The organism is Nocardia sp. 149-1B (assembly GCF_057747975.1).
Genome location: NZ_CM173233.1, coordinates 693,430 through 711,705, shown reverse-complemented (window position 1 = coordinate 711,705; position 18,276 = coordinate 693,430). Strand labels below are relative to the sequence as shown.

General features: G+C 71.9%; 23 protein-coding genes. 6 read left to right on the top strand and 17 right to left on the bottom strand.

Translation table 11 applies throughout. The features are described from left to right. The first annotated feature begins 5 nt into the window (after positions 1–5). The gene (locus tag AC3ANS_RS03410; protein ID WP_488294756.1) at positions 6–938 is read left to right on the top strand and encodes an alpha/beta hydrolase; all 933 of its coding nucleotides are present in this window, start codon (positions 6–8) and stop codon (positions 936–938) included. A gap of 10 nt (positions 939–948) precedes the next feature. On the opposite strand, the gene AC3ANS_RS03405 is transcribed toward AC3ANS_RS03410, so the two are convergent. From AC3ANS_RS03405 to AC3ANS_RS03390, 4 genes are read right to left on the bottom strand one after another with little or no spacing between them, the layout of a single operon-like run. Beyond that, the gene (locus tag AC3ANS_RS03405) at positions 949–1,674 is read right to left on the bottom strand and encodes a hypothetical protein (RefSeq protein ID WP_488294755.1); all 726 of its coding nucleotides are present in this window, start codon (positions 1,672–1,674) and stop codon (positions 949–951) included. A gap of 35 nt (positions 1,675–1,709) precedes the next feature. Then, positions 1,710–2,498 carry a hypothetical protein gene (locus tag AC3ANS_RS03400; protein WP_488294754.1) on the bottom strand — a complete coding sequence of 263 codons (789 nt, stop codon included), beginning with the start codon at positions 2,496–2,498 and terminating at the stop codon, positions 1,710–1,712. Continuing rightward, positions 2,495–3,649 (bottom strand): hypothetical protein, encoded by a 1,155-nt coding sequence (locus AC3ANS_RS03395; RefSeq protein ID WP_488294753.1) that lies wholly within the window; start codon positions 3,647–3,649, stop codon positions 2,495–2,497. Before AC3ANS_RS03395 ends, AC3ANS_RS03400 begins: the two co-directional genes overlap by 4 nt. Next, positions 3,649–3,942: a hypothetical protein gene (locus tag AC3ANS_RS03390; protein WP_488294752.1), complete on the bottom strand. Its 294-nt coding sequence runs from the start codon at positions 3,940–3,942 to the stop codon at positions 3,649–3,651. Before AC3ANS_RS03390 ends, AC3ANS_RS03395 begins: the two co-directional genes overlap by 1 nt. A 156-nt stretch (positions 3,943–4,098) precedes the next feature. On the opposite strand from AC3ANS_RS03390, the gene AC3ANS_RS03385 reads away from it, so the two are divergent. Beyond that, positions 4,099–4,503: a YciI family protein gene (locus AC3ANS_RS03385; protein WP_488294751.1), complete on the top strand. Its 405-nt coding sequence runs from the start codon at positions 4,099–4,101 to the stop codon at positions 4,501–4,503. An 11-nt stretch (positions 4,504–4,514) separates the two neighbouring features. Next, positions 4,515–5,684, top strand: coding sequence for an RNA polymerase sigma factor (locus AC3ANS_RS03380; protein WP_488296421.1), 1,170 nt, complete (start codon positions 4,515–4,517; stop codon positions 5,682–5,684). Here the strand turns inward: AC3ANS_RS03380 and AC3ANS_RS03375 are convergent. Both AC3ANS_RS03375 and truA read right to left on the bottom strand, forming a co-directional pair. Beyond that, positions 5,650–6,267, bottom strand: a complete 618-nt coding sequence (locus tag AC3ANS_RS03375; protein ID WP_488294750.1) for a class I SAM-dependent methyltransferase — start codon at positions 6,265–6,267, stop codon at positions 5,650–5,652. The two genes, AC3ANS_RS03380 and AC3ANS_RS03375, sit on opposite strands and share 35 nt — an antisense overlap. Further along, a complete protein-coding gene (gene truA, locus AC3ANS_RS03370; protein ID WP_488296420.1) occupies positions 6,260–7,075 on the bottom strand; it encodes a tRNA pseudouridine(38-40) synthase TruA in 816 nt (271 codons plus the stop codon). Before truA ends, AC3ANS_RS03375 begins: the two co-directional genes overlap by 8 nt. A gap of 35 nt (positions 7,076–7,110) precedes the next feature. Here truA and AC3ANS_RS03365 point away from each other — a divergent pair, with 35 nt between their 5' ends. Further along, on the top strand, positions 7,111–8,775 hold the full coding sequence (locus AC3ANS_RS03365; RefSeq protein ID WP_488294749.1) for an NAD(P)/FAD-dependent oxidoreductase: 1,665 nt from the start codon (positions 7,111–7,113) through the stop codon (positions 8,773–8,775). A gap of 49 nt (positions 8,776–8,824) precedes the next feature. Here AC3ANS_RS03365 and AC3ANS_RS03360 read toward each other — a convergent pair whose 3' ends face one another. Continuing rightward, complete coding sequence (locus tag AC3ANS_RS03360) at positions 8,825–10,309, bottom strand: MFS transporter (RefSeq protein WP_488294748.1); 1,485 nt, start codon at positions 10,307–10,309, stop codon at positions 8,825–8,827. Positions 10,310–10,334: 25 nt separating this feature from the next. Continuing rightward, the gene (locus AC3ANS_RS03355) at positions 10,335–10,985 is read right to left on the bottom strand and encodes an SAM-dependent methyltransferase (protein WP_488294747.1); all 651 of its coding nucleotides are present in this window, start codon (positions 10,983–10,985) and stop codon (positions 10,335–10,337) included. A 99-nt stretch (positions 10,986–11,084) separates the two neighbouring features. On the opposite strand from AC3ANS_RS03355, the gene AC3ANS_RS03350 reads away from it, so the two are divergent. Then, entirely contained in the window at positions 11,085–11,678 is a 594-nt protein-coding gene (locus AC3ANS_RS03350) for a helix-turn-helix domain-containing protein (protein ID WP_488294746.1), read from the top strand. Between the two features lie 5 nt (positions 11,679–11,683). Here AC3ANS_RS03350 and AC3ANS_RS03345 read toward each other — a convergent pair whose 3' ends face one another. After that, on the bottom strand, positions 11,684–12,598 hold the full coding sequence (locus AC3ANS_RS03345; protein ID WP_488294745.1) for a carbohydrate kinase family protein: 915 nt from the start codon (positions 12,596–12,598) through the stop codon (positions 11,684–11,686). A gap of 23 nt (positions 12,599–12,621) precedes the next feature. On the opposite strand from AC3ANS_RS03345, the gene AC3ANS_RS03340 reads away from it, so the two are divergent. Then, positions 12,622–12,978, top strand: coding sequence for a GntR family transcriptional regulator (locus AC3ANS_RS03340; protein ID WP_488294744.1), 357 nt, complete (start codon positions 12,622–12,624; stop codon positions 12,976–12,978). A 51-nt stretch (positions 12,979–13,029) separates the two neighbouring features. On the opposite strand, the gene rplQ is transcribed toward AC3ANS_RS03340, so the two are convergent. From rplQ to AC3ANS_RS03300, 8 genes are all read right to left on the bottom strand, one after another. After that, positions 13,030–13,629: a 50S ribosomal protein L17 gene (rplQ, locus tag AC3ANS_RS03335; protein WP_488294743.1), complete on the bottom strand. Its 600-nt coding sequence runs from the start codon at positions 13,627–13,629 to the stop codon at positions 13,030–13,032. A gap of 73 nt (positions 13,630–13,702) precedes the next feature. Continuing rightward, positions 13,703–14,719 carry a DNA-directed RNA polymerase subunit alpha gene (locus tag AC3ANS_RS03330; protein WP_284536116.1) on the bottom strand — a complete coding sequence of 339 codons (1,017 nt, stop codon included), beginning with the start codon at positions 14,717–14,719 and terminating at the stop codon, positions 13,703–13,705. 111 nt (positions 14,720–14,830) lie between these two features. Next, positions 14,831–15,439 (bottom strand): 30S ribosomal protein S4, encoded by a 609-nt coding sequence (rpsD, locus tag AC3ANS_RS03325; protein ID WP_488294742.1) that lies wholly within the window; start codon positions 15,437–15,439, stop codon positions 14,831–14,833. A gap of 28 nt (positions 15,440–15,467) precedes the next feature. Beyond that, entirely contained in the window at positions 15,468–15,875 is a 408-nt protein-coding gene (rpsK, locus tag AC3ANS_RS03320) for a 30S ribosomal protein S11 (RefSeq protein ID WP_296604425.1), read from the bottom strand. A 68-nt stretch (positions 15,876–15,943) separates the two neighbouring features. Then, entirely contained in the window at positions 15,944–16,318 is a 375-nt protein-coding gene (gene rpsM, locus AC3ANS_RS03315; protein WP_488294741.1) for a 30S ribosomal protein S13, read from the bottom strand. A gap of 264 nt (positions 16,319–16,582) precedes the next feature. After that, positions 16,583–16,696: a 50S ribosomal protein L36 gene (gene rpmJ, locus AC3ANS_RS03310; protein ID WP_028644817.1), complete on the bottom strand. Its 114-nt coding sequence runs from the start codon at positions 16,694–16,696 to the stop codon at positions 16,583–16,585. Positions 16,697–16,719: 23 nt separating this feature from the next. Continuing rightward, positions 16,720–16,941 (bottom strand): translation initiation factor IF-1, encoded by a 222-nt coding sequence (gene infA / locus AC3ANS_RS03305; RefSeq protein ID WP_011757309.1) that lies wholly within the window; start codon positions 16,939–16,941, stop codon positions 16,720–16,722. Between the two features lie 255 nt (positions 16,942–17,196). After that, a complete protein-coding gene (locus tag AC3ANS_RS03300) occupies positions 17,197–18,246 on the bottom strand; it encodes an LLM class flavin-dependent oxidoreductase (protein WP_488294740.1) in 1,050 nt (349 codons plus the stop codon). Between the last annotated feature and the right edge of the window lie 30 nt (positions 18,247–18,276).

Genomic DNA, 18,276 nt, shown 5'->3' with positions numbered 1-18,276 from the left:
GAGACATGCCCCTCGACCCCCAGATCGCCGCCCTGCTGCAGTTCCTCGCCTCGGCCGAGTCCGCACCGATGTCCGAGAGCGGGCCGGAGGAGGCCCGGCGAGGCCTGCGCACGCTGTCGGTCGACCTGCGCGACCCGGCCGCCGTGCCCGACGTACGCGCCGTCGAGGACACCACGGTGCCCGGCGCGGAGGGCGACCTGCCCGCGCGCGTCTATCGGCCCGCGCTCGAGGGTCCGCTGCCCACGATCGTGCTGCTCCACGGGGGCGGGTTCGTGATCGGGGACCTCGACACCCACGACCTGTTCGCCCGCGCTCTCGCCAACGGCTGCGCGGCCGTCGTGGTGTCCGTTGCCTATCGGCTCGCACCCGAGCACCCCTTCCCCGCCGCGCCCGACGACGCGCTGGCAGCGACGCGGTACGTCGCGGAGCATCTCGCCGACCTCGGCGGTGACGACCGGGTCGCGGTCGCCGGGGACAGCGCCGGCGGCAACCTCTCCGCGGTCGTCGCGCAGGCCTTCCGCGACGAGGGTCGGCCGCTCGCCGGCCAGCTGCTGGTCTACCCGGTCACCGACATGGCGGGCGACTACCCGTCGCACTCCGAGAACGCCGAGGGCTACTTCCTCGACGCGGCCAGCATGGCGTGGTTCCAGCAGCAGTACACCGGCCGGCGCACCGATCTGAGCGAGCCGCGGCTCAGCCCGCTGCGCGGCGACCTGAGCGGCCTCGCCCCCGCCGTCGTGGTGGTGGCGGAGTTCGACCCGCTGCGCGACGACGGGCTCGCGTACGCCGAGGCGCTCGCCGCTGCCGGCGTACCCGTCGACGTGCGGACGTTCCCCGGTCTCATCCACGGGTTCGTCGACATGGGCCGCCACTCTGCCGCGGCGCAGCAGGCGCTGGACGAGACCTGCGCGCTGTTCCGGACGGTGCTGCACGGCTGAGCAGCGTCGGTCAGCCCCGGACGGTGCCGATCGCGGCACCGATCACCAGCGCCAGGACGAGACCCAGCCCGCCGGTCAGCCCGGGCCGGCGCCCAGGCTTCGGCGGCAGCAGGCCGCACGGCCCGCCGAAGAGCAGGAACGCCACGATCCCGACCGGCGCGGCCAGCAGGAACAGCCAGAACCACGCCCAGCGGGTCGCCCGCCACGGTGGCGCGCCGCCGACGATCAGCATCAGCGTCGCGAGCCAGATGCCGACGACCACGAGGCTGCTCCAGCTGGGGAGACGCCACCCCAGGAGCTCCGCGTCGGACTCGAGGCGCCGCCAGTGCGATCGGGTCTCGACCTCGACCCCGGCGTCGACGCTGCGCAGATCCTCACCGACGTCGCGCACGACGGGGAGCCCGTCGACCTGATCCGCCCGCAGCGGGTGCTGCTCGACGACCTCCGCGACCCGCCACCCGGAGCGGGTGTGCCAGTAGACGTCGACGGTCGCCCTGCCCCGGAAGTCCCCCGTGAAGCCCTGCGACACGATGACGTGGTCGACCTTCCCGTCGGCCACGGCGACGCGCAGCTCGTCGTAGCTCGAGGTCCGCTCGCCGGCGACGAGGCCGACGACGACGAGGCCCAGACAGGCGACGATCAGCGACCATCCGACGGCGCGCGCCGCCCAGGTCGATCTCGACCGTGTGGGCGCGTCAGCGCTGATGGACTCCACGACCGACCCCCGAGTGCCCACCCGGCCACCGTATCCCCATTCGTCCGCTGCATCCCTCAGACCACCCGCGCCTCGTCCGTCAGGGTCGTCACGCCCTCGCTGGCCAGGTGCACGGACCTCTCCGCGAGGTCCATGCGAATCAGCTGGCGGGCGAGCTCGATCAGCTGCGTCGGCATGTCGACGGCGAGGAGGGACATCTGGACGTTGTCCTGCCCGGGCGGGGGGTCCAGCCAGGCCACCATCTTGTGCCGTTCGGCCCGCACCGTGGTGGTCGGCTGCAGGTCGAACCGGATCGCGGGGACCCACGGGTTCGACCGGTCGGTGCCGACGTGCGTGATCTCCTCCCACGGAACCTCGGCGTCGCAGGAGAAGCCGTGGTAGGTCAGCGCTCGCGGGGTCAGGACGACCTCTCGGCCGCGGGTGAGCAGGCCACGCACGCAGTCGGGGACGAGCAGCAGGGGCAGTGGCAGGAGCAGCCACATCAGGACGCGGCCGGCGACCGACTCGACGACGCACAGGCCGCCACCGAACAGCATCGCCATACCCACGGAGGTGCACAGCAGGCCCAGCGGTCGGTGGGGCCGGAGGCCGATCCGGATCTCGACGCCGTCGGGGCCCCAGATCTCCCAGACCCGCTCGCCGAGGCGCCGGCGCCCGAACAGGCTGAGACGAAGGCTCGCGGCCAGCAGCACGAAGGAGCCACCACCCAGCACGCTGCCCCAGGCGCCGACGCGGAGACCGGCGACGACGAGTGCGAGGCCTCCGACGATGCTGACGAGTACGAGCAGCTGGATGCCGACGGCGTCGTGCGCCTCTCGGCCGATGAAGCGGGGATCGATCCTCATCGAGCGTCCCGGTGGTCGGCCGGCTGCGGGGACGCGAGCGCCTCGGCGGCGTAGTCGAGCAGCTCCTCGCCCGGCTCTGGCTCCTCATGTCGATCACCGGACTCATAGGCCTGGTCCACCCACTTGTTCCCATAGTGGGACCCCAACGCGCCGCCGATCAGGGTGGCTCCGCCGACGGCGACCGCCCCGACCAGCGTCCCCGGGCCAGGGACGAAGCTGCCGACGCCCGCTCCAGCGCCCGCGGCAGTGAGCGACCCGAGGAGCAGGCCGCCACCCTGCGACGCCACTGCCTGCTCCGTCGACTCCCCGTCCTGGATGTCGGCGTAGACGCCATATCCGGCGAGCGCGCCGCTGAGCAGTCCGAGGCCGCCGCGCAGCTCGCCCGGGAGCCTGGGGTGCTGGGCGGCGTCGCGCAGCCCCTCCGCGGCATGTCGGGTCGTGATCCGCTCGTCGGCGAGCTTCTCGAGGAGAGCCCGGTCGCCGGGCCGGCCGAAGCGCTCGACGGCCCGGGAGAGGTCATCGATCTGGCTGTCGAGCCGCGTCACCTCGGACTCGAAGAACTCCGCCTGTCCGGCCATGATCCGAGAGGCCTTCAACAGCAGCGCCTGCTCCGCCGTGGTCATGATCAGGTCCGCGGTCAGCGTCAGCAGGGTGCTCGACTCCGCCTCGACGAAGGCAGCGGCCCGGTCGAGGGCGGCGTACCAGCCCCGCCGGTGCGACTCCGCGTCCGCGAGCGCGGCATCCCACACCTCGCGGAACCGGATGGCCTCGGCGAGGTCGAGCTGCCAGACGTCGGCGGGCCAGCCGATCGTCGTGCCTGCGACGCTCAGACCGCCGGCCGCGGCGGCCGTCCGGACCGCCGCCATACCTTCCTGGGCGAGTCCCAGGGTCTCGCCGAGGGACTCGACCTCGGTCGCGGCGGCACGCGCCCGGTCAGCGAGTCCGTCGCCGGCGCTCACGAGGGCGCCGGCCCGCTCGCCGAAGGCGTCGGCGGCGGCGCCGCGCCAGGTGCCGCCGAGCAGGGACCGTTGTCCGGCGGTGCGGTCCGCCAGCTCCTCGGCCCGGGCGGCGAGCACGCTCCGGAGGTAGTCGGCCAGGGCCTGGAACGCGGCCGGCTCCCCCGGGATCTCGGTCTCGATCACGCCGGCCATCAGCGCCCCACCTCGACGTAGCGCAGTGCCTGCTCGGTGTCGGTGGCCTCGATGTCGGCCGAGGCGACCCGCAGGCCCAACCCCAGCACCTTCGCCTCCGCGACCAGGCGGGCGGCGGTCTCCGCGAGCGCGGCCATGAGCACGGCGACGGGCCCCGTCGCCTCCCCGTAGTCACCGGACGGCACCGTTGCTCCCGCCGCGTCCAGGCCGGCGGCCGCCGAGGCGACCTCGACCTCGGCCAGGTGCATCGCGCCGTAGTCACAGGCCAAGCCGCCGGATGGATCGACCAACATGACAACCTCCCCCGAGCGAGTCGTTGTCCGGTCATCCTCCCCCGGTCGCGGCACCTCGGAAACTGGCTCTCCACAGGCCATGTCGAGAACGCCGGTCCGGCTCCGTCCCAGGGGTGTGCCACCACAATGGCGGCACCGAACCGAGGAGAGATCAACATGGCGAAGTACCTGCTGCTCAAGCACTACCGCGGCGAGAAGACCCTCGACTGCGCCCCGATGGACCAGTGGACGCCCGAGGAGGTCGAGGCGCACATCGCGTTCATGGGACACGTCGCCGACCAGCTGCGCGACCGCGGCGAGTTCGTCGACGCCCAGGCGCTGTCGCCCGACGGGATGTGGGTGCGCTTCGACGGGGAGGGCAAGCCCCCGGTCACCGACGGGCCGTTCGCCGAGACCAAGGACCTGATCGCCGGGTGGATGATCATCGACGTCGACTCGGTCGACCGGGCCCAGGAGGCCGCGGCGTACCTCTCCTCGGCGCCTGGCCCGGGGGGCGAGCCGATCCGGGAGTGGATCGAGGTGCGGCCGTTCCTGGACCACCCGCAGACCATCACCGAGTGAGCCGACCTCTCGTGGAGGAGCTGGTCCGGGAGCTGGTGCCCCAGGTCCTCGGCGTCCTCGTCCGTCGCGGAGCCGACTTCGCGACGGCCGAGGACGCCGTCCAGGAGGCGCTGGTCGAGGCGGTACGCCGGTGGCCCGGCGCCCCACCGGAGGACCCGAAGGCGTGGCTGGTCACGGTCGCGTGGCGCAAGGTGGTGGACGCGAGCCGCTCGGAGTCCGCCCGCCGGTCCCGGGAGGAGCGGGTGCACGACCAACCAGCGCCTGGCCCGGCAGAGGAGCAGGACGACACCCTGCTGCTGCTGTTCCTGTGCTGCCACCCGGCACTGACGCCGTCGTCCGCGGTCGCCCTCACCCTGCGGGCGGTCGGCGGGCTCACCACCCGGCAGATCGCCGAGGCCTATCTCGTGCCGGAGGCCACGATGGCCCAGCGGATCAGCCGGGCCAAGCGCACGGTGGCCGAGGCCGGGGTGGGCGCTCCCGGCGACCTGCGACGGGTGCTGACCGTGCTGTACCTGATCTTCAACGAGGGCTACTCCGGCGACGTCGACCTGGCTGCGGAGGCCATCCGCCTGACCCGGATGCTCACCCGGGCCAGCGCTTCTACTGAGGTGCGAGCTCGCGAGCCTCGAAGTGCGGAGCCGGAGGTCGCCGGGCTGCTCGCCCTGATGCTGCTGCACCAGGCCCGCCGCCCGGCCCGCTGGGACGAGCACGGCGCCCTGGTGCCGCTCGCGGAGCAGGACCGCAGCCGCTGGGACACCACGCTGATCGCGGAGGGCGTCGCGATCCTGCAGGCCGCGCTCGCCGTGGACCGCCTCGGTGAGTACCAAGCCCAGGCGGCGATCGCGGCGCTGCACTGCGACGCCCGTTCGGCCGAGGAGACCGACTGGCCGCAGGTCCTGGAGTGGTACGACGAGCTGCTGGCCCTCACCGACTCACCGGTCGTCGCGCTCAACCGGGCGGTCGCCGTCGGCGAGGTCGACGGCCCGCTGGCCGGACTCCGGGCACTGGACTCCCTGCCCGCGGACCTCCCGCGGCGTACCGCGGTCGAGGCGTGGCTGCACGAGCGCGCCGGTGACCGCGCGACCGCCCACGACCTCTATGCGCGGGCGGCGGCCGCGGCGAGCAACGCCGCCGAGCGCGACCACCTCACCCGGCAGGCGGCTCGGCTCCGCGACGCGTGACCAGCACCCGGAAGCCCTTGACGCTGGCGACCCGCTCAGTCGGCCAGCCCTGCTCGCCCAGCCAGCGCTGGAGCGAGTCCGCACCCAGGTTCTTCCCGACCACCATCACCGCGCGCCCGCCGGGCGCGAGTCGCGGCAGCCAGGTGAGCAGCAGCTCGTGCAGCGCCTGCTTGCCGATCCGGATCGGGGGGTTCGACCAGATCTCGTCGTACGTCGCATCCACCGGGACGGCGTCCGGGGTCGTGGCCGAGAACCGGCCGGACAGGCCGAGCGCCGCGGCGTTCTCCCGGGCCAGCAGCAGCGCCCGCTCGTTGACGTCGACCGCGGTCACGACCGCGTCCGGGACCACGGCCGCGATCGCCAGCCCGATCACGCCGTACCCGCAGCCGAGGTCGAGGACCCGTCCCGGCGCCGGAGGCTGGGTCTCGCGGAAGAGCACCGCGGTCGCGTGGTCGAGGTGGCCGCGGCTGAAGACACCCGAGCCGCTGACCAGCGACAGCTCGCGTCCCCACACCTCGCAGGTGAACCGCTCGCGCTCGAACGGCACCGACGGGTCGGCACTGAAGTAGTGGTCCTCAGGCATCGCTGGTCCGCTTGGCCCGGGTCTGCTCGGCACGCGCCGACAGCTCGTCGTCGGGCGGGTAGGCGACCTCCTCGAGCGTGAGCCCGTGGGCGTGCACCACCATCACCGCGGGGTCCCGCGTCTCGGCGCGCAGGATGTCACCGGCCCAGGCGGCCGGCCGACGGCCCTCGCCGACGGCGATCAGGCAGCCCACCAGCGCGCGGACCATGCTGTGGCAGAACGCGTCGGCACGCACGGTCCCGACGAGCACGCCGGCCGGATCGCGCTGCCAGCCCAGGTCGAGCAGGGTGCGGATCGTCGTCGCGCCCTCGCGCTGCTTGCAGAACGAGGCGAAGTCGTGGCGGCCCACCAGCAGCGCCGACGCGGCGTTCATCGCCTCGATGTCGAGAGGCCGCGGCCACGCCAGCACGTGGGCCCGGGTGAGCGGGTCGACCGTCTCCGGCGCGTCCGCGATCCGGTAGGCGTAGCGCCGCCACAGCGCACCGAACCGGGCGTCGAACCCCTCGGGCGCCCGGCACGCACGGCGGATCCGGACGTCCGCGGACAGCCGCCCGTTGAGCCGGCGTACGAGCCGGTCGAGCTCGTCGTCGTCGACCTCCGCGGGCAGGTCGGCGTGCACCACCTGTCCTCGCGCGTGCACCCCGGCGTCGGTGCGGCCCGCGCAGACCACGTCGACCGCCGGCACCCGCAGCACGGTCGCCAGCGCGGCACTCAGCTCACCCTGCACGGTCCGCAGTCCCGGCTGGGCCGCCCAGCCATGGAAGTCGGTGCCGTCGTAGGCCAGGTCGAGGCGGATGCGCACGACCAGCAATCCTATTGCCCCGTCCCCTTACGCTCATCCACGTGAGCACCCCTGCCATCGTGCTGATCGGGCCTGAGCACCCCGACGAGCTCCTCGGAGGCTTCGCCCGCTACCAGCACGAGTACGACGTGCGCCTGGTCCGGTCCTGCCGGGAGGCGCTCGAGGCCACCCACGACGTCCTCTCCGGCGGCGCCACCGTGGCGTTGTACGTCTCCGAGTCCGCCGTACCCGACGCCGAGACCGTGCTGCACGCCTTCCACAAGCTGCGCGAGAAGGTCCCGACCGCGCGGCGGGTCATCGCGGCCCACTGGGACCGGTTCCTCGCCGACGGGCCCGGTCTGCGCGCCGGCATGGCGGCCGGCAAGTACGACGCCTACCTCTTGATGCCCCGCGGGGTCCGCGACGAGGAGTTCCACAACGCGATCACCGACCTGCTCTCCGACTGGGGATCCACCGTCCCCGACCCGGAGGTCGTCTCGGTCAAGATCGTCTCCCCGACCCGCGACGCGCTGACTCTGGGGATCCGCGACTTCCTGGACCGGATGGGCATGCCGAGCCGGGTCTACCCGCCCGACTCCGACGGCGGCCGCTACGTCCTCGACCTGTGGGACCAGGAGCCGGCGTACCCCCTCGTCTGCGCGCTCAACCGGCCGGTCATCCACGCGACGTCCGTTCGCGACGTCGCGATCAGCATCTACGGCGCCCCGACGGAGATCGACCTCGACCACGTCGTCGACGTGGCCGTCGTCGGCGGCGGTCCGGCGGGCCTCGCGGCCGCCGTGTACGCCGCCTCCGAGGGTCTCTCGACGGTGATCCTCGAGGCCGAGGCGATCGGCGGTCAGGCCGGCACCAGCTCGATGATCCGCAACTACCTGGGCTTCCCGCGCGGCATCTCCGGCATGCGGCTGGCGCAGCGGGCGCGCAACCAGGCGCTGCGGTTCGGGGCCCGGTTCTACACCGGCCAGTCCGTCGACGAGCTCCGGCCCGGGCAGGACGGCGACCCCCACGTGCTGTGCACCGACAGCGGCGAGGTGCGGGCCCGCTCGGTGGTGATCGCCAGCGGCGTCGCCTACCGCAAGCTGCGGGTCGATCCGCTCGAGGAGCTGGTCGGGATGGGCGTCTACTACGGCGCCGCGATGACGGCGGCCCGCGAGATGGAGGGCCAGGACGTCTACGTCGTCGGCGGCGGCAACTCCGCCGGGCAGGCGGCGATGCACCTCGCGCGATTCGCCCGATCCGTGACGATCCTGGTCCGCCGGCCCTCCCTGGCCGAGACGATGTCGTCGTACCTGATCAGTGAGATCGAGTACAGCTCGCGGGTTTCGGTGCGCACCTGCGCCGCGGTGGTCGACGGCGGCGGCGACGGCCGGCTCGAGTGGCTGTGCCTCGAGGACACCCGCACCGGTGAACGCGAGCGCGTGTCGGCGTACGGCCTGTTCCTGCTGCTCGGCGCCGAGCCGCACTGCGACTGGATCCACGCCTCGGTCGCGCGCGACGAGCGCGGCTTCGTGCTCACCGGTCGCGACGTGCCGCGCGAGCACTGGCGCGACGGCCTGCCGCCGGCCGAGCTCGCGACGACCGTGCCCGGCGTGTTCTGCGCCGGCGACGTGCGCGCCGGCTCGATGAAGCGCGTCGCCTCCGCCAGCGGCGAGGGTGCCTCCGTCGTCCCGCTCGTCCACGCCTACCTGGCGCCCGAGGCTCCCTGACCCAGCCCGCGCCGGCTCCTCACGAGGATGAAGAGGAGCAGCGCGGCCATCACCGAAGCCCCGACCCACATCGCGTGCTGCCACCCGTCGATGAAGGCCTCCTCGGCAGCCCGGACCAGCGCCCCGGCCGCTCGCCCTGGCTGCCCGACACCGCCACCGCGTTGGCCAGGCCGGCGCGTGCGGAGTCGGCCGCGTCCGGCGAGATGCCATCGAGCCGGGCGTCGATCGAGCTCCGGTAGCCGGCGGAGAGCACGGCGCCCAGGAGCGCGACACCCAGGGCAGTGCCGAGCTCCCGCGTCACGTCGTTGAGCGCGGAGGCGAGACCCTGACGCTCCCGTGGCAGCGCGCTCGTGATCGCCTCGGTCGAGGGTGTCATCGAGAGGCCCATGCCCAGGCCCATGCAGAGCATCCCGGGCAGTACGGCGAGGTAGCCGCCGTCCACCGAGACCAGGCGCGCCATCAGGACCAGGCCCACGCCGCCGAGCAGGACGCCGGACGCCATCGTCGAGCGACGGCCGACGCGGGCGGCGACCTTCGGCGCGAGGCCGGAGGCGAGCATCATCAGCAGGGCCATCGGCATCATCGCCAGGGTCGCCCGCAACGCCGTCCACCCGAGCACGAGCTGGAGGAACGGGAAGAGCACGACGAAGATCCCGGCCTGCACGCCGAACACCGACAGCAGCGAGACCGACCCGCTGGCGAGGTCGCGCCGGGCGAAGAGGCGTACGTCGAGCAGCGGCTCGACGTGGTGCAGCTCCCACCTGACGAAGGCAGCCGCCGCGACGAGGCCGACGGCGAGCGCCGCCAGGGTCGCGGGCCGCGCCCATCCCTGCACCGGTCCCTCGTGGAGCGCGAAGACCACGCCCACCACCGCGAGGACCGAGGAGACCGCCCCGACCGTGTCGAAGGAGTGCTCGCCGAGCGACCGTGAGTTCGGCACCGACCGCACCACCATCGCGGCGGCCACCAGGACGAGCACGACGGGCAGGACGAAGAGCCAGCGCCAGGTCGCGACGTCCACCAGCAGCGCCGAGAGGTACATGCCGAGGATGCCCCCGCCGCCGGCGACGGCGGTCCAGACCCCGATCCCCTTGGCGCGCTCGTCCTCGGGGAAGGTCGAGGTGATCACCGCCAGCGTGACCGGCATGATCATCGCAGCCCCGATGCCGGCCAGGAGACGAGACGCGAGCATGACCTCTGCGGTCGTCGCCAGCCCGGCCGCGACGTTCGCCGCACCGAACAGCACCAGTCCCATCAGCAGCACGGGCTTGCGTCCGCGCCGGTCACCGAGGGCGCCCATCGGCAGCAGGAGCGCGGCCAGGCTGATCGTGTAGAGGTTGATGAACCACAAGACCTCGCCCTGGGAGGCGTCGAACTCGACGGCGAGCTGCGGCTGGGCGACGTTGAGGCCGGTCACCGACGCGATGACGGCCATCAGGGCCACGCAGACGGCGATCAGGATCGCTCGGCGTCGGATCGGGTCGTCGACGGTCGGAGCGGGCTCGCCGACGGTGGCGGCACTGGAATGGTTCACGGAGGTCTCCCTTCGGGTGGTGCGGTCAGTGGCGGCGGGTAGCCCGGACGACGACGTCGGCGATCGAGACCTCTCGGCCACCGGGGCCGGCAAGCGAGCGGTGGGGCTCCTGGGCCGTCTCGATGCGCCACAGCGACGGGTCGAGGCGCGCGGTGACGTCCTCAGCGCGGACCGAGGCGGCAGCCGGCGGCGCCGTACCGTCCTGCCCGTCGTCGTGCCCGTGGTCGTGCGGGCCGCTGTGCTCGTGCAGGTGGCCGACGATGAGCAGCGTGCCGCGGGGTGCCACCCACGAGGCGAGGCGCTCGTAGAACTCCAGCTGCGGAGCGGCTGGATGCGCGTAGTGCGTGGTGACGAGGTCGTACCGCTCGCCGGGTTCCCAGCGCGAGAGGTCGGCCAGGACCCACTGCACACGACCGGCGACCCCAGATCCGGCCGCTCGGTGCTCGGCACGGGCGAGTGCCTCGGCAGCGACGTCCGCGCCGGTCACCTGCCAGCCCTGCGTGGCGAGCCAGATCGCCTCGGCGCCGGCTCCGCAACCCGCATCGAGAGCAGTCCCGGGCGTGAGGCCGGCGGTCTCGCGGACCAGGTGGGGGTTCGGCTCGCCCCCGGCCATGGCGAGGGCCCGGTCACCCGACCAGATCCGGTCCCAGTACTCCTGGTCGAACGAGTGCGTCATGGTGCATCCCTCCTGCGCCGCCGACGGTCGACGGCTCCTCGATGGTCGCCAGACCCACTCCGATTCGCAAACGTTGTTGCCAAATGGCAAGGTAGAGGGATGGACGACACCGACCGCACCCTCGACGCCGTCGGACCCCGGCTCAAGCGTCTCCGCCAGGGTCGCGACATCACGCTCGCCGACCTCGCCGACGAGACGGGCATCTCGACCAGCACGCTCTCCCGCCTCGAGGCGGGGCTCCGACGTCCCACGCTCGAGCAGCTGCTGCCGCTGGCTCGCGCCTACGGCGTCACCCTCGACGAGCTCGTCGACGCGCCGCCGACCGGCGACCCACGCGTCAACCTGCGGCCGATCGCGACCGGCGACGGCCGCACGATCCTGCCCCTGAGCCGCCGGCCCGGCGGCATCCAGGCCTACAAGTTCATCCTGCCGGCCGGTCGCGACGACGACGAGCCCGACCTGCGCACCCACGAGGGCTACGACTGGGCGTTCGTCCTCAACGGCCACCTCCGGCTCGTGCTCGGAGAGCATGACCTCGTGCTCCGGCCCGGTGAGGCGGCGGAGTTCGACACCCGCACACCTCACTGGTTCGGCGCCACGAGCTCAGGTCCCGTGGAGTTCCTCAGCCTCGTCGGCAAGCAGGGCGAGCGCGCCCATCTCCGGGCCGCGCCACGGCGCCGGCTGCAGAGCTGACGCTCTCAGAGCTCGTGGCGGTACGGCGGGTTCGCACCCGGCCGTGACACGGTGACGGCCGCGGCCCGGGCGGCGTGGCCGAGGACCTCGGTGATCACCTCCGGGTCCAGGTCGCGGAGCTGTTCGCGCCGGGCGGCGCCCAGCAGGCCGCGCTCCCACAGCGCATCGATCACTGCGGCGCCGAACGTGTCCCCGGCGCCGATGGTGTCGGCCACCTCGACGGGCAGCGACGTGACCTCGACCACCCCGGCGTCGTTGACCCAGGTCGCGCCGTCGCCGCCCCGGGTCACGACCACGGCCGCCGGGCCCAGCGCGAGCAGCGTCCGGGCGGCCGCCTCGATCGGGAGCGCCGGGTACAGCGCGGCCAGGTCCTCGTCGGACGCCTTCACGACGTCGGAGGCAGCCACCATCCGCTCCACCAGCGCGACCAGCTCCGGCCCGGTGCCGGTGATCGCGGGCCGGGCGTTGACGTCGTAGCTGATCGTGGCGCTCGCCCGCAACCGCTCGACCAGGGCCAGCACCTCGTCGGCACCCGGCTCGAGAACGGCGCCCAGCGAGCACGTGTGGACCACGAGCGGTGCGGGTTCGTCGACGAGCGCAGGGATGCGCCACTCGAGGTCGAACTCGTACGACGCGGCGCCGTCCGCTCCGATGGTCGCAGCCGCGGTGGCGGTGCGCGTGAGCACGTGCGGGTCGCCGGCCAGCTCGACCCCCGCGGCGGCCACGTGGTCGGCCAGCACCCGGCCGCGCTCGTCGTCGGCCCACGCGGTCACGAACCGCACGCGCCGGCCCAGGCGCGCCAGCGCCACCGCGACGTTGGCGGCGCTGCCCCCGGCGTACTCCGTGGTGCGGCCGCCCGCCCCGTGCACGATGTCGACCAGCGACTCCCCCACCACGAGCACGGTCTCGACGTTCTCCATGGGGAAGTCTCTACCATGCGGGCATGCAGGTGCATCCGCTGGACCCCGGCTCATCGGTCGCGCCGTACGAGCAGCTGCGCGCCCAGGTCGCCTCGCGGGCCGCCTCGGGCGACCTGCCGGCCGGCACCCGGCTGCCGACGGTGCGGGCGCTGGCCGCCGAGCTGGGCCTCGCGGTCAACACGGTCGCCCGCGCCTACCGCGAGCTCGAGTCCGACGGCGTGATCACCACCGAGGGTCGCCGTGGCACCTTCGTCGCCGCCACCGCCGCGGGCCGGTCCACGGAGGCCGCGGAGGCCGCGGAGGCGTACGCCGCCACCGCCCGCCGGCTCGGCCTCACCCTCCCCGAGGCCGTCCACCTCCTCGAGAACACCTGGAAATGACGTTGACCCGCCCGAAAGTTTCGGGCGGGTCAACGTGTCAGACGTTCAGGCTCAGGCCTTGTCGTCCTCGGTGCTCTCCTCGGCGGGTGCCTCGGCAGCGGCCTCGTCCTCGACGGGCTCGGCCTCGGCGACCACGCTCTCCTCCGGCGACGCCTCGTCGGTCAGCTCGGTGGGAGCCTCCTCGACGCTCGCGTCCTCGGAGACGGTCTCCTCGACCGGCGCCTCCTCGGCCGGAGCCGGGGCAGCAGCGGCCGGGGCGGCCTTCTTCTTGGTGCTCGCCGGCTTCGGCTTGTAGGCCTCGGTCACGAGCTCGATGACGGCCATCGGGGCGTTGTCGCCCTTGCGGGGGCCGATCTTCGTGATCCGGGTGTAGCCACCCGGACGCTCGGAGAAGGTCGGCGCGATCTCGGTGAAGAGGGTGTGCACGACCGACTTGTCGCGGATGGTCTTGAGGACCTCGCGACGGTTGTGCAGGTCGCCCTTCTTCGCCTTGGTGATCAGCTTCTCCGCGTGCGGACGCAGCGCGCGCGCCCGCGACTCGGTCGTGGTGATCCGGCCGTGCTCGAAGAGCTGGGTGGCCAGGTTCGCCAGGATCAGGCGCTGGTGGGAGGGGCTGCCGCCGAGGCGGGGACCCTTGGTGGGCTTGGGCATTGCTCTCTTCTCATCTCTCCGGCCGTGTCAGGTACCGGGGTAGACGTCCGACCGGATGGCCGGACGATTTCGATCAGTACTGCTCGTCCTCGACGAAGGCGTCGTCGTCGTCATCGCCGTAGGCCGCGAGCGCGGCGTGCGGGTCGAAGCCGGGCGCGCTGTCCTTGAGGGACAGGCCCATCTCGACCAGCTTGGCCTTGACCTCGTCGATCGACTTCGCACCGAAGTTGCGGATGTCGAGCAGGTCCTGCTCCGAGCGGCTGATGAGCTCACCCACGGTGTGGATGCCCTCGCGCTTGAGGCAGTTGTAGGAGCGGACGGTCAGCTGCAGGTCCTCGACCGGGAGGGCGAGGTCGGCGGCCAGCTGCTCGTCGACCGGCGACGGGCCGATGTCGATGCCCTCGGCCTCGACGTTCAGCTCACGGGCCAGGCCGAAGAGCTCGACCAGGGTCTTGCCGGCCGAGGCGATCGCGTCGCGGGGACGGATCGACGGCTTGGTCTCGACGTCGATGACGAGCTTGTCGAAGTCGGTGCGCTGCTCGACACGGGTGGCCTCGACCTTGTAGGTCACCTTCAGCACAGGGCTGTAGATCGAGTCGACCGGCATCCGGCCGATCTCGTTGTCGGCGCCCTTGTTCTGGACGGCGGAGACGTAGCCACGACCGCGCTCGACGACCAGCTCCATCTCCAGCTTGCCCTTGTCGGACAGCGTGGCGATCTTGAGGTCGGGGTTGTGCACCTCGACGCCGGCCGGGGGCGCGATGTCGGCGGCGGTCACGTCACCGGCACCCGACTTGCGCAGGTACATGGTGACCGGCTCGTCGTGCTCGGAGGAGACCACGAGGCCCTTGAGGTTGAGGATGACCTCGGTGACGTCCTCCTTGACCCCCTCGATGGTCGAGAACTCGTGGAGGACGTTGTCGATCTTGATGCTCGTCACCGAGGCACCGGGGATCGAGCTGAGGAGCGTACGGCGGAGCGAGTTGCCGAGCGTGTAGCCGAAGCCGGGCTCCAGGGGCTCGATCACGAACCTCGAGCGGAACTCGTCGACGGACTCTTCCGACAGGGTGGGGCGCTGTGCGATGAGCACTGGTTCTTTCCTTTCCGGACCTACCCGCTATTTGACAGGTCCGAATGTGCTGGCGACGGAAGGATGGTCGGCCCCTGCCCCTCCGCGAGGAGGGACAGGAGCCGGGTGTCACTACTTCTTGGAGTAGTACTCGACGATGAGCTGCTCCTGGACCGGGATGTCGATCTGGGCCCGGACGGGGAGCTGGTGGACCAGGATCCGCATCCGCGTCGGGATCGCCTCGAGCCACGCCGGCACCACGCGCTCGCCGTGGGTCTCACGGGCGACGATGAACGGCGTCATCTCCAGGGACTTCTCCCGCACGTCGATGACGTCGTGGGCCGTGACCTGGAACGAGGGGATGTCGACCTTCTTGCCGTTCACCTTGAAGTGACCGTGCGTCACGAGCTGGCGCGCGTGGCGACGGGTCCGGGCGAAGCCGGCACGGTAGACGACGTTGTCGAGGCGGCACTCCAGCAGCTGGAGCAGGTTGTCGCCGGTCTTGCCGGATCGACGCGAGGCCTCGGTGTAGTAGTTGTGGAACTGCTTCTCGAGGACGCCGTAGGTGAAGCGAGCCTTCTGCTTCTCACGAAGCTGGAGGAGGTACTCGCTCTCCTTGATGCGGCCGCGGCCGTGCTGGCCGGGGGGGTACGGGCGACGCTCGTACGCCGAGTCGCCGCCGACGAGGTCGACACCGAGGCGGCGCGACTTCTTGGTCATGGGGCCGGTGTAACGGGCCATAGCTACAAGTCTCCTGTTCTCGGGTCGGTCAGACGCGGCGGCGCTTGGGCGGGCGGCAGCCGTTGTGGGGCGCGGGCGTGACGTCCTGGATGGTGCCGACCTCGAGGCCGATCGCACCCAGCGAACGGATCGCCGTCTCGCGGCCCGAACCCGGGCCCTTCACGAAGACGTCGATCTTCTTCATGCCGTGCTCCATCGCCCGACGACCGGCAGCCTCGGCTGCCATCTGCGCGGCGAACGGGGTCGACTTGCGCGAGCCCTTGAAGCCGACGGTGCCGGCCGAGGCCCACGAGATCACCGCACCGGTCGGGTCGGTGATCGTGACGATCGTGTTGTTGAACGTGCTCTTGATGTGGGCCTCGCCCACGGCGACGTTCTTCTTCTCCTTGCGACGCACCTTCTTGGCGCCGGCCGCAGTGCGGCTCTTGGGAGGCATGCAGTTATCTCCTGAAGTAGCTGGTCTGGATGATCAGAGACCGAAGTGGCTCGCCCGCGGGCGAGACGTCACTTGGCCTTCTTCTTGCCGGCAACCGTGCGCTTGGGACCCTTGCGGGTGCGCGCGTTGGTCTTGGTGCGCTGACCGCGGACCGGGAGGCCCTGGCGGTGGCGGCGCCCCTGGTAGCTGCCGATCTCGATCTTGCGGCGGATGTCTGCCTGGACCTCGCGACGGAGGTCACCCTCGATCTTGAAGTTGGCTTCGATCTCGTCGCGGAGCTTGACCAGCTCTTCGTCGCCCAGCTGGTGGACGCGCAGGTCGGGGTTGACCCCGGTGGCCTGCAGGACCTGCTGGGAGCGGGTACGGCCGATGCCGTAGATGTAGGTGAGTGCGATCTCGATGCGCTTGTCGCGCGGGAGGTCCACACCAACGAGGCGTGCCATGTGGCGGTGTCCTTCTGTTGTTCGCAGCGGTTTCGGTCGTGTCGCGTCCTGTCCCTCGTTGGACGGGCTCCGGCCTGCTGCTCCGGAGGTGGTTCGCACCGTCCTGGGACGGGCTAGCGATCACGTTGTGGTGTTCAGTTTTCTAGCGGGCTATCGATCCACTGGAGGGGATTTCGATGCGCCCGTCCCGACCTCGCAAGCTCGGTCGGGGGGCTTACTCAATCTGCGGCTGAGACGCCATGTGCGACTTCGTCGCACACGATTTCAGCCTTGGCGCTGCTTGTGGCGCGGGTTCTCACAGATGACCATGACGCGGCCGTGGCGACGGATCACCTTGCACTTGTCACAGATCGCCTTGACGCTGGGCTTGACCTTCACGAGGGAGGTCCTTTCTCGGCTGGCTACTTGTAGCGGTAGACGATCCGACCTCGCGTGAGGTCGTACGGCGAGAGCTCCACCACCACGCGGTCCTCAGGGAGGATCCGGATGTAGTGCTGACGCATCTTGCCGCTGATGTGGGCGAGAACCTTGTGGCCGTTGCTCAGCTCCACGCGGAACATCGCGTTCGGGAGGGCCTCCACGACGGTGCCCTCGATCTCGATCACGCCTTCTTTCTTCGGCATGTCCTCCACAATCTGTTGGATCTGTGTCTACCGTTGCTGCACCGCGACCGGCGTTCTTTCCGGTCTCGGGTGACCCGGGAACCTCCCCCGCCCGCGGGCGGGAGTGGACCTCGTGCAGCCGCTCATGGACCTCATCCCAGGCACGCGACCGAGCCACTCAGCAGAGTGATTCGGTGCGATCCGGGCAGCCGCGAGGCACCACGAAACAGACCCACGTTGGGCCGACACACCAGTTTAGCGGCTAGCGCCCAGCAATCACCAATCGGCCAGGAGTCGCAGCGTCTCCTCGCGGGCCGGGCTCGCGGCGGGCTCGGTGCCGGTCCAGGCTCCGGCGACCGGGTGCACCATGACCTCGTCGACGGCGTACGTCGCCGCGAGCTCCTCGATGCGGGCGCGGGCTCGTTCGGGGGCTTCGATCACCCAGCGCTGCGCCATCGACTCGACCAGGTCGAGGTGGGCGGGCGGGAGCTCGACCTTCTCGGCCTCCTCGACCGAGAGCTGGGGTGCCAGCTCGCCGCCGGTGCGCAGGGCGACCATCGCGAGCAGCTGCGGGAGCGCGAGGCGCCTCGCCTCCTCGGCGGTGTCGGCGACGACGGCGTTGACGGTGAGGAACGTCCGAGGCTCGGCGAGCTCGGGCGAGGGCTGGAAACGCGAGCGGTAGAGCGCGAGCGCCTCGGCGGTGCCGCTGCCCGAGAAGTGGTGGGCGAAGACGTAGGGCATCCCCTTCTCCGCGGCGAGGCGTGCGGAGTAGTCGGAGGAGCCGAGCAGCCAGATCGTGGGCACCGACCGCGCGGCCGGCGTCGCCTTGAGGGGATAGGTGCGGCCCTGGATGCCGAGACCTACGCCCTCCGGCTCCATCATCGCCAGCACGTTGTCGACGTACTCGGGGAACCGGGTGACTGCCTCGTCGCTCACTCCCCCGGCGCCGTGGCGCAGGGCGTAGCTGGTGACGGGGTCGCTGCCGGGGGCACGACCGATGCCGAGGTCGATGCGGCCGGGGAACGCCGCTTCGAGCAGCGCGAACTGCTCGGCGACCACGAGCGGTGCGTGGTTGGGCAGCATCACCCCGCCCGACCCGACGCGCAGCCGGGAGGTGGCGCCGGCCACGAGCCCGATCAGGACCGGCGGGTTGGTGGCCGCGACCGCCGGCATGTTGTGGTGCTCGGCGAGCCAGTAGCGGCGGTAGCCCAGGTCGTCGGCGACCCGGGCCAGCGAGAGCGTGGCCGCGAGCGCGTCCCCGGTGGTCTGGTCGCTCCGCACGGGCACCAGGTCGAGCACGGACAGGGCGGTACGACGGTCGCTCACCCCAGTGCCAACCGGACTGACGGCCGATCC

What these genes read in the sequence shown, in the direction of transcription:
- rpsK (WP_296604425.1), bottom strand. Translation starts at nt 15,875, where the DNA reads ATGCCTCCCAAGAGCCGCACTGCGGCCGGCGCCAAGAAGGTGCGTCGC.
- AC3ANS_RS03390 (WP_488294752.1), bottom strand. Translation starts at nt 3,942, where the DNA reads ATGTTGGTCGATCCATCCGGCGGCTTGGCCTGTGACTACGGCGCGATG.
- rpsD (WP_488294742.1), bottom strand. Translation starts at nt 15,439, where the DNA reads ATGGCCCGTTACACCGGCCCCATGACCAAGAAGTCGCGCCGCCTCGGT.
- AC3ANS_RS03400 (WP_488294754.1), bottom strand. Translation starts at nt 2,498, where the DNA reads ATGAGGATCGATCCCCGCTTCATCGGCCGAGAGGCGCACGACGCCGTC.
- AC3ANS_RS03355 (WP_488294747.1), bottom strand. Translation starts at nt 10,985, where the DNA reads ATGACGCACTCGTTCGACCAGGAGTACTGGGACCGGATCTGGTCGGGT.
- AC3ANS_RS03350 (WP_488294746.1), top strand. Translation starts at nt 11,085, where the DNA reads ATGGACGACACCGACCGCACCCTCGACGCCGTCGGACCCCGGCTCAAG.
- AC3ANS_RS03385 (WP_488294751.1), top strand. Translation starts at nt 4,099, where the DNA reads ATGGCGAAGTACCTGCTGCTCAAGCACTACCGCGGCGAGAAGACCCTC.
- AC3ANS_RS03345 (WP_488294745.1), bottom strand. Translation starts at nt 12,598, where the DNA reads ATGGAGAACGTCGAGACCGTGCTCGTGGTGGGGGAGTCGCTGGTCGAC.
- AC3ANS_RS03395 (WP_488294753.1), bottom strand. Translation starts at nt 3,649, where the DNA reads ATGGCCGGCGTGATCGAGACCGAGATCCCGGGGGAGCCGGCCGCGTTC.
- rpsM (WP_488294741.1), bottom strand. Translation starts at nt 16,318, where the DNA reads ATGGCACGCCTCGTTGGTGTGGACCTCCCGCGCGACAAGCGCATCGAG.
- AC3ANS_RS03340 (WP_488294744.1), top strand. Translation starts at nt 12,622, where the DNA reads ATGCAGGTGCATCCGCTGGACCCCGGCTCATCGGTCGCGCCGTACGAG.
- AC3ANS_RS03375 (WP_488294750.1), bottom strand. Translation starts at nt 6,267, where the DNA reads ATGCCTGAGGACCACTACTTCAGTGCCGACCCGTCGGTGCCGTTCGAG.
- AC3ANS_RS03410 (WP_488294756.1), top strand. Translation starts at nt 6, where the DNA reads ATGCCCCTCGACCCCCAGATCGCCGCCCTGCTGCAGTTCCTCGCCTCG.
- rplQ (WP_488294743.1), bottom strand. Translation starts at nt 13,629, where the DNA reads ATGCCCAAGCCCACCAAGGGTCCCCGCCTCGGCGGCAGCCCCTCCCAC.
- infA (WP_011757309.1), bottom strand. Translation starts at nt 16,941, where the DNA reads ATGCCGAAGAAAGAAGGCGTGATCGAGATCGAGGGCACCGTCGTGGAG.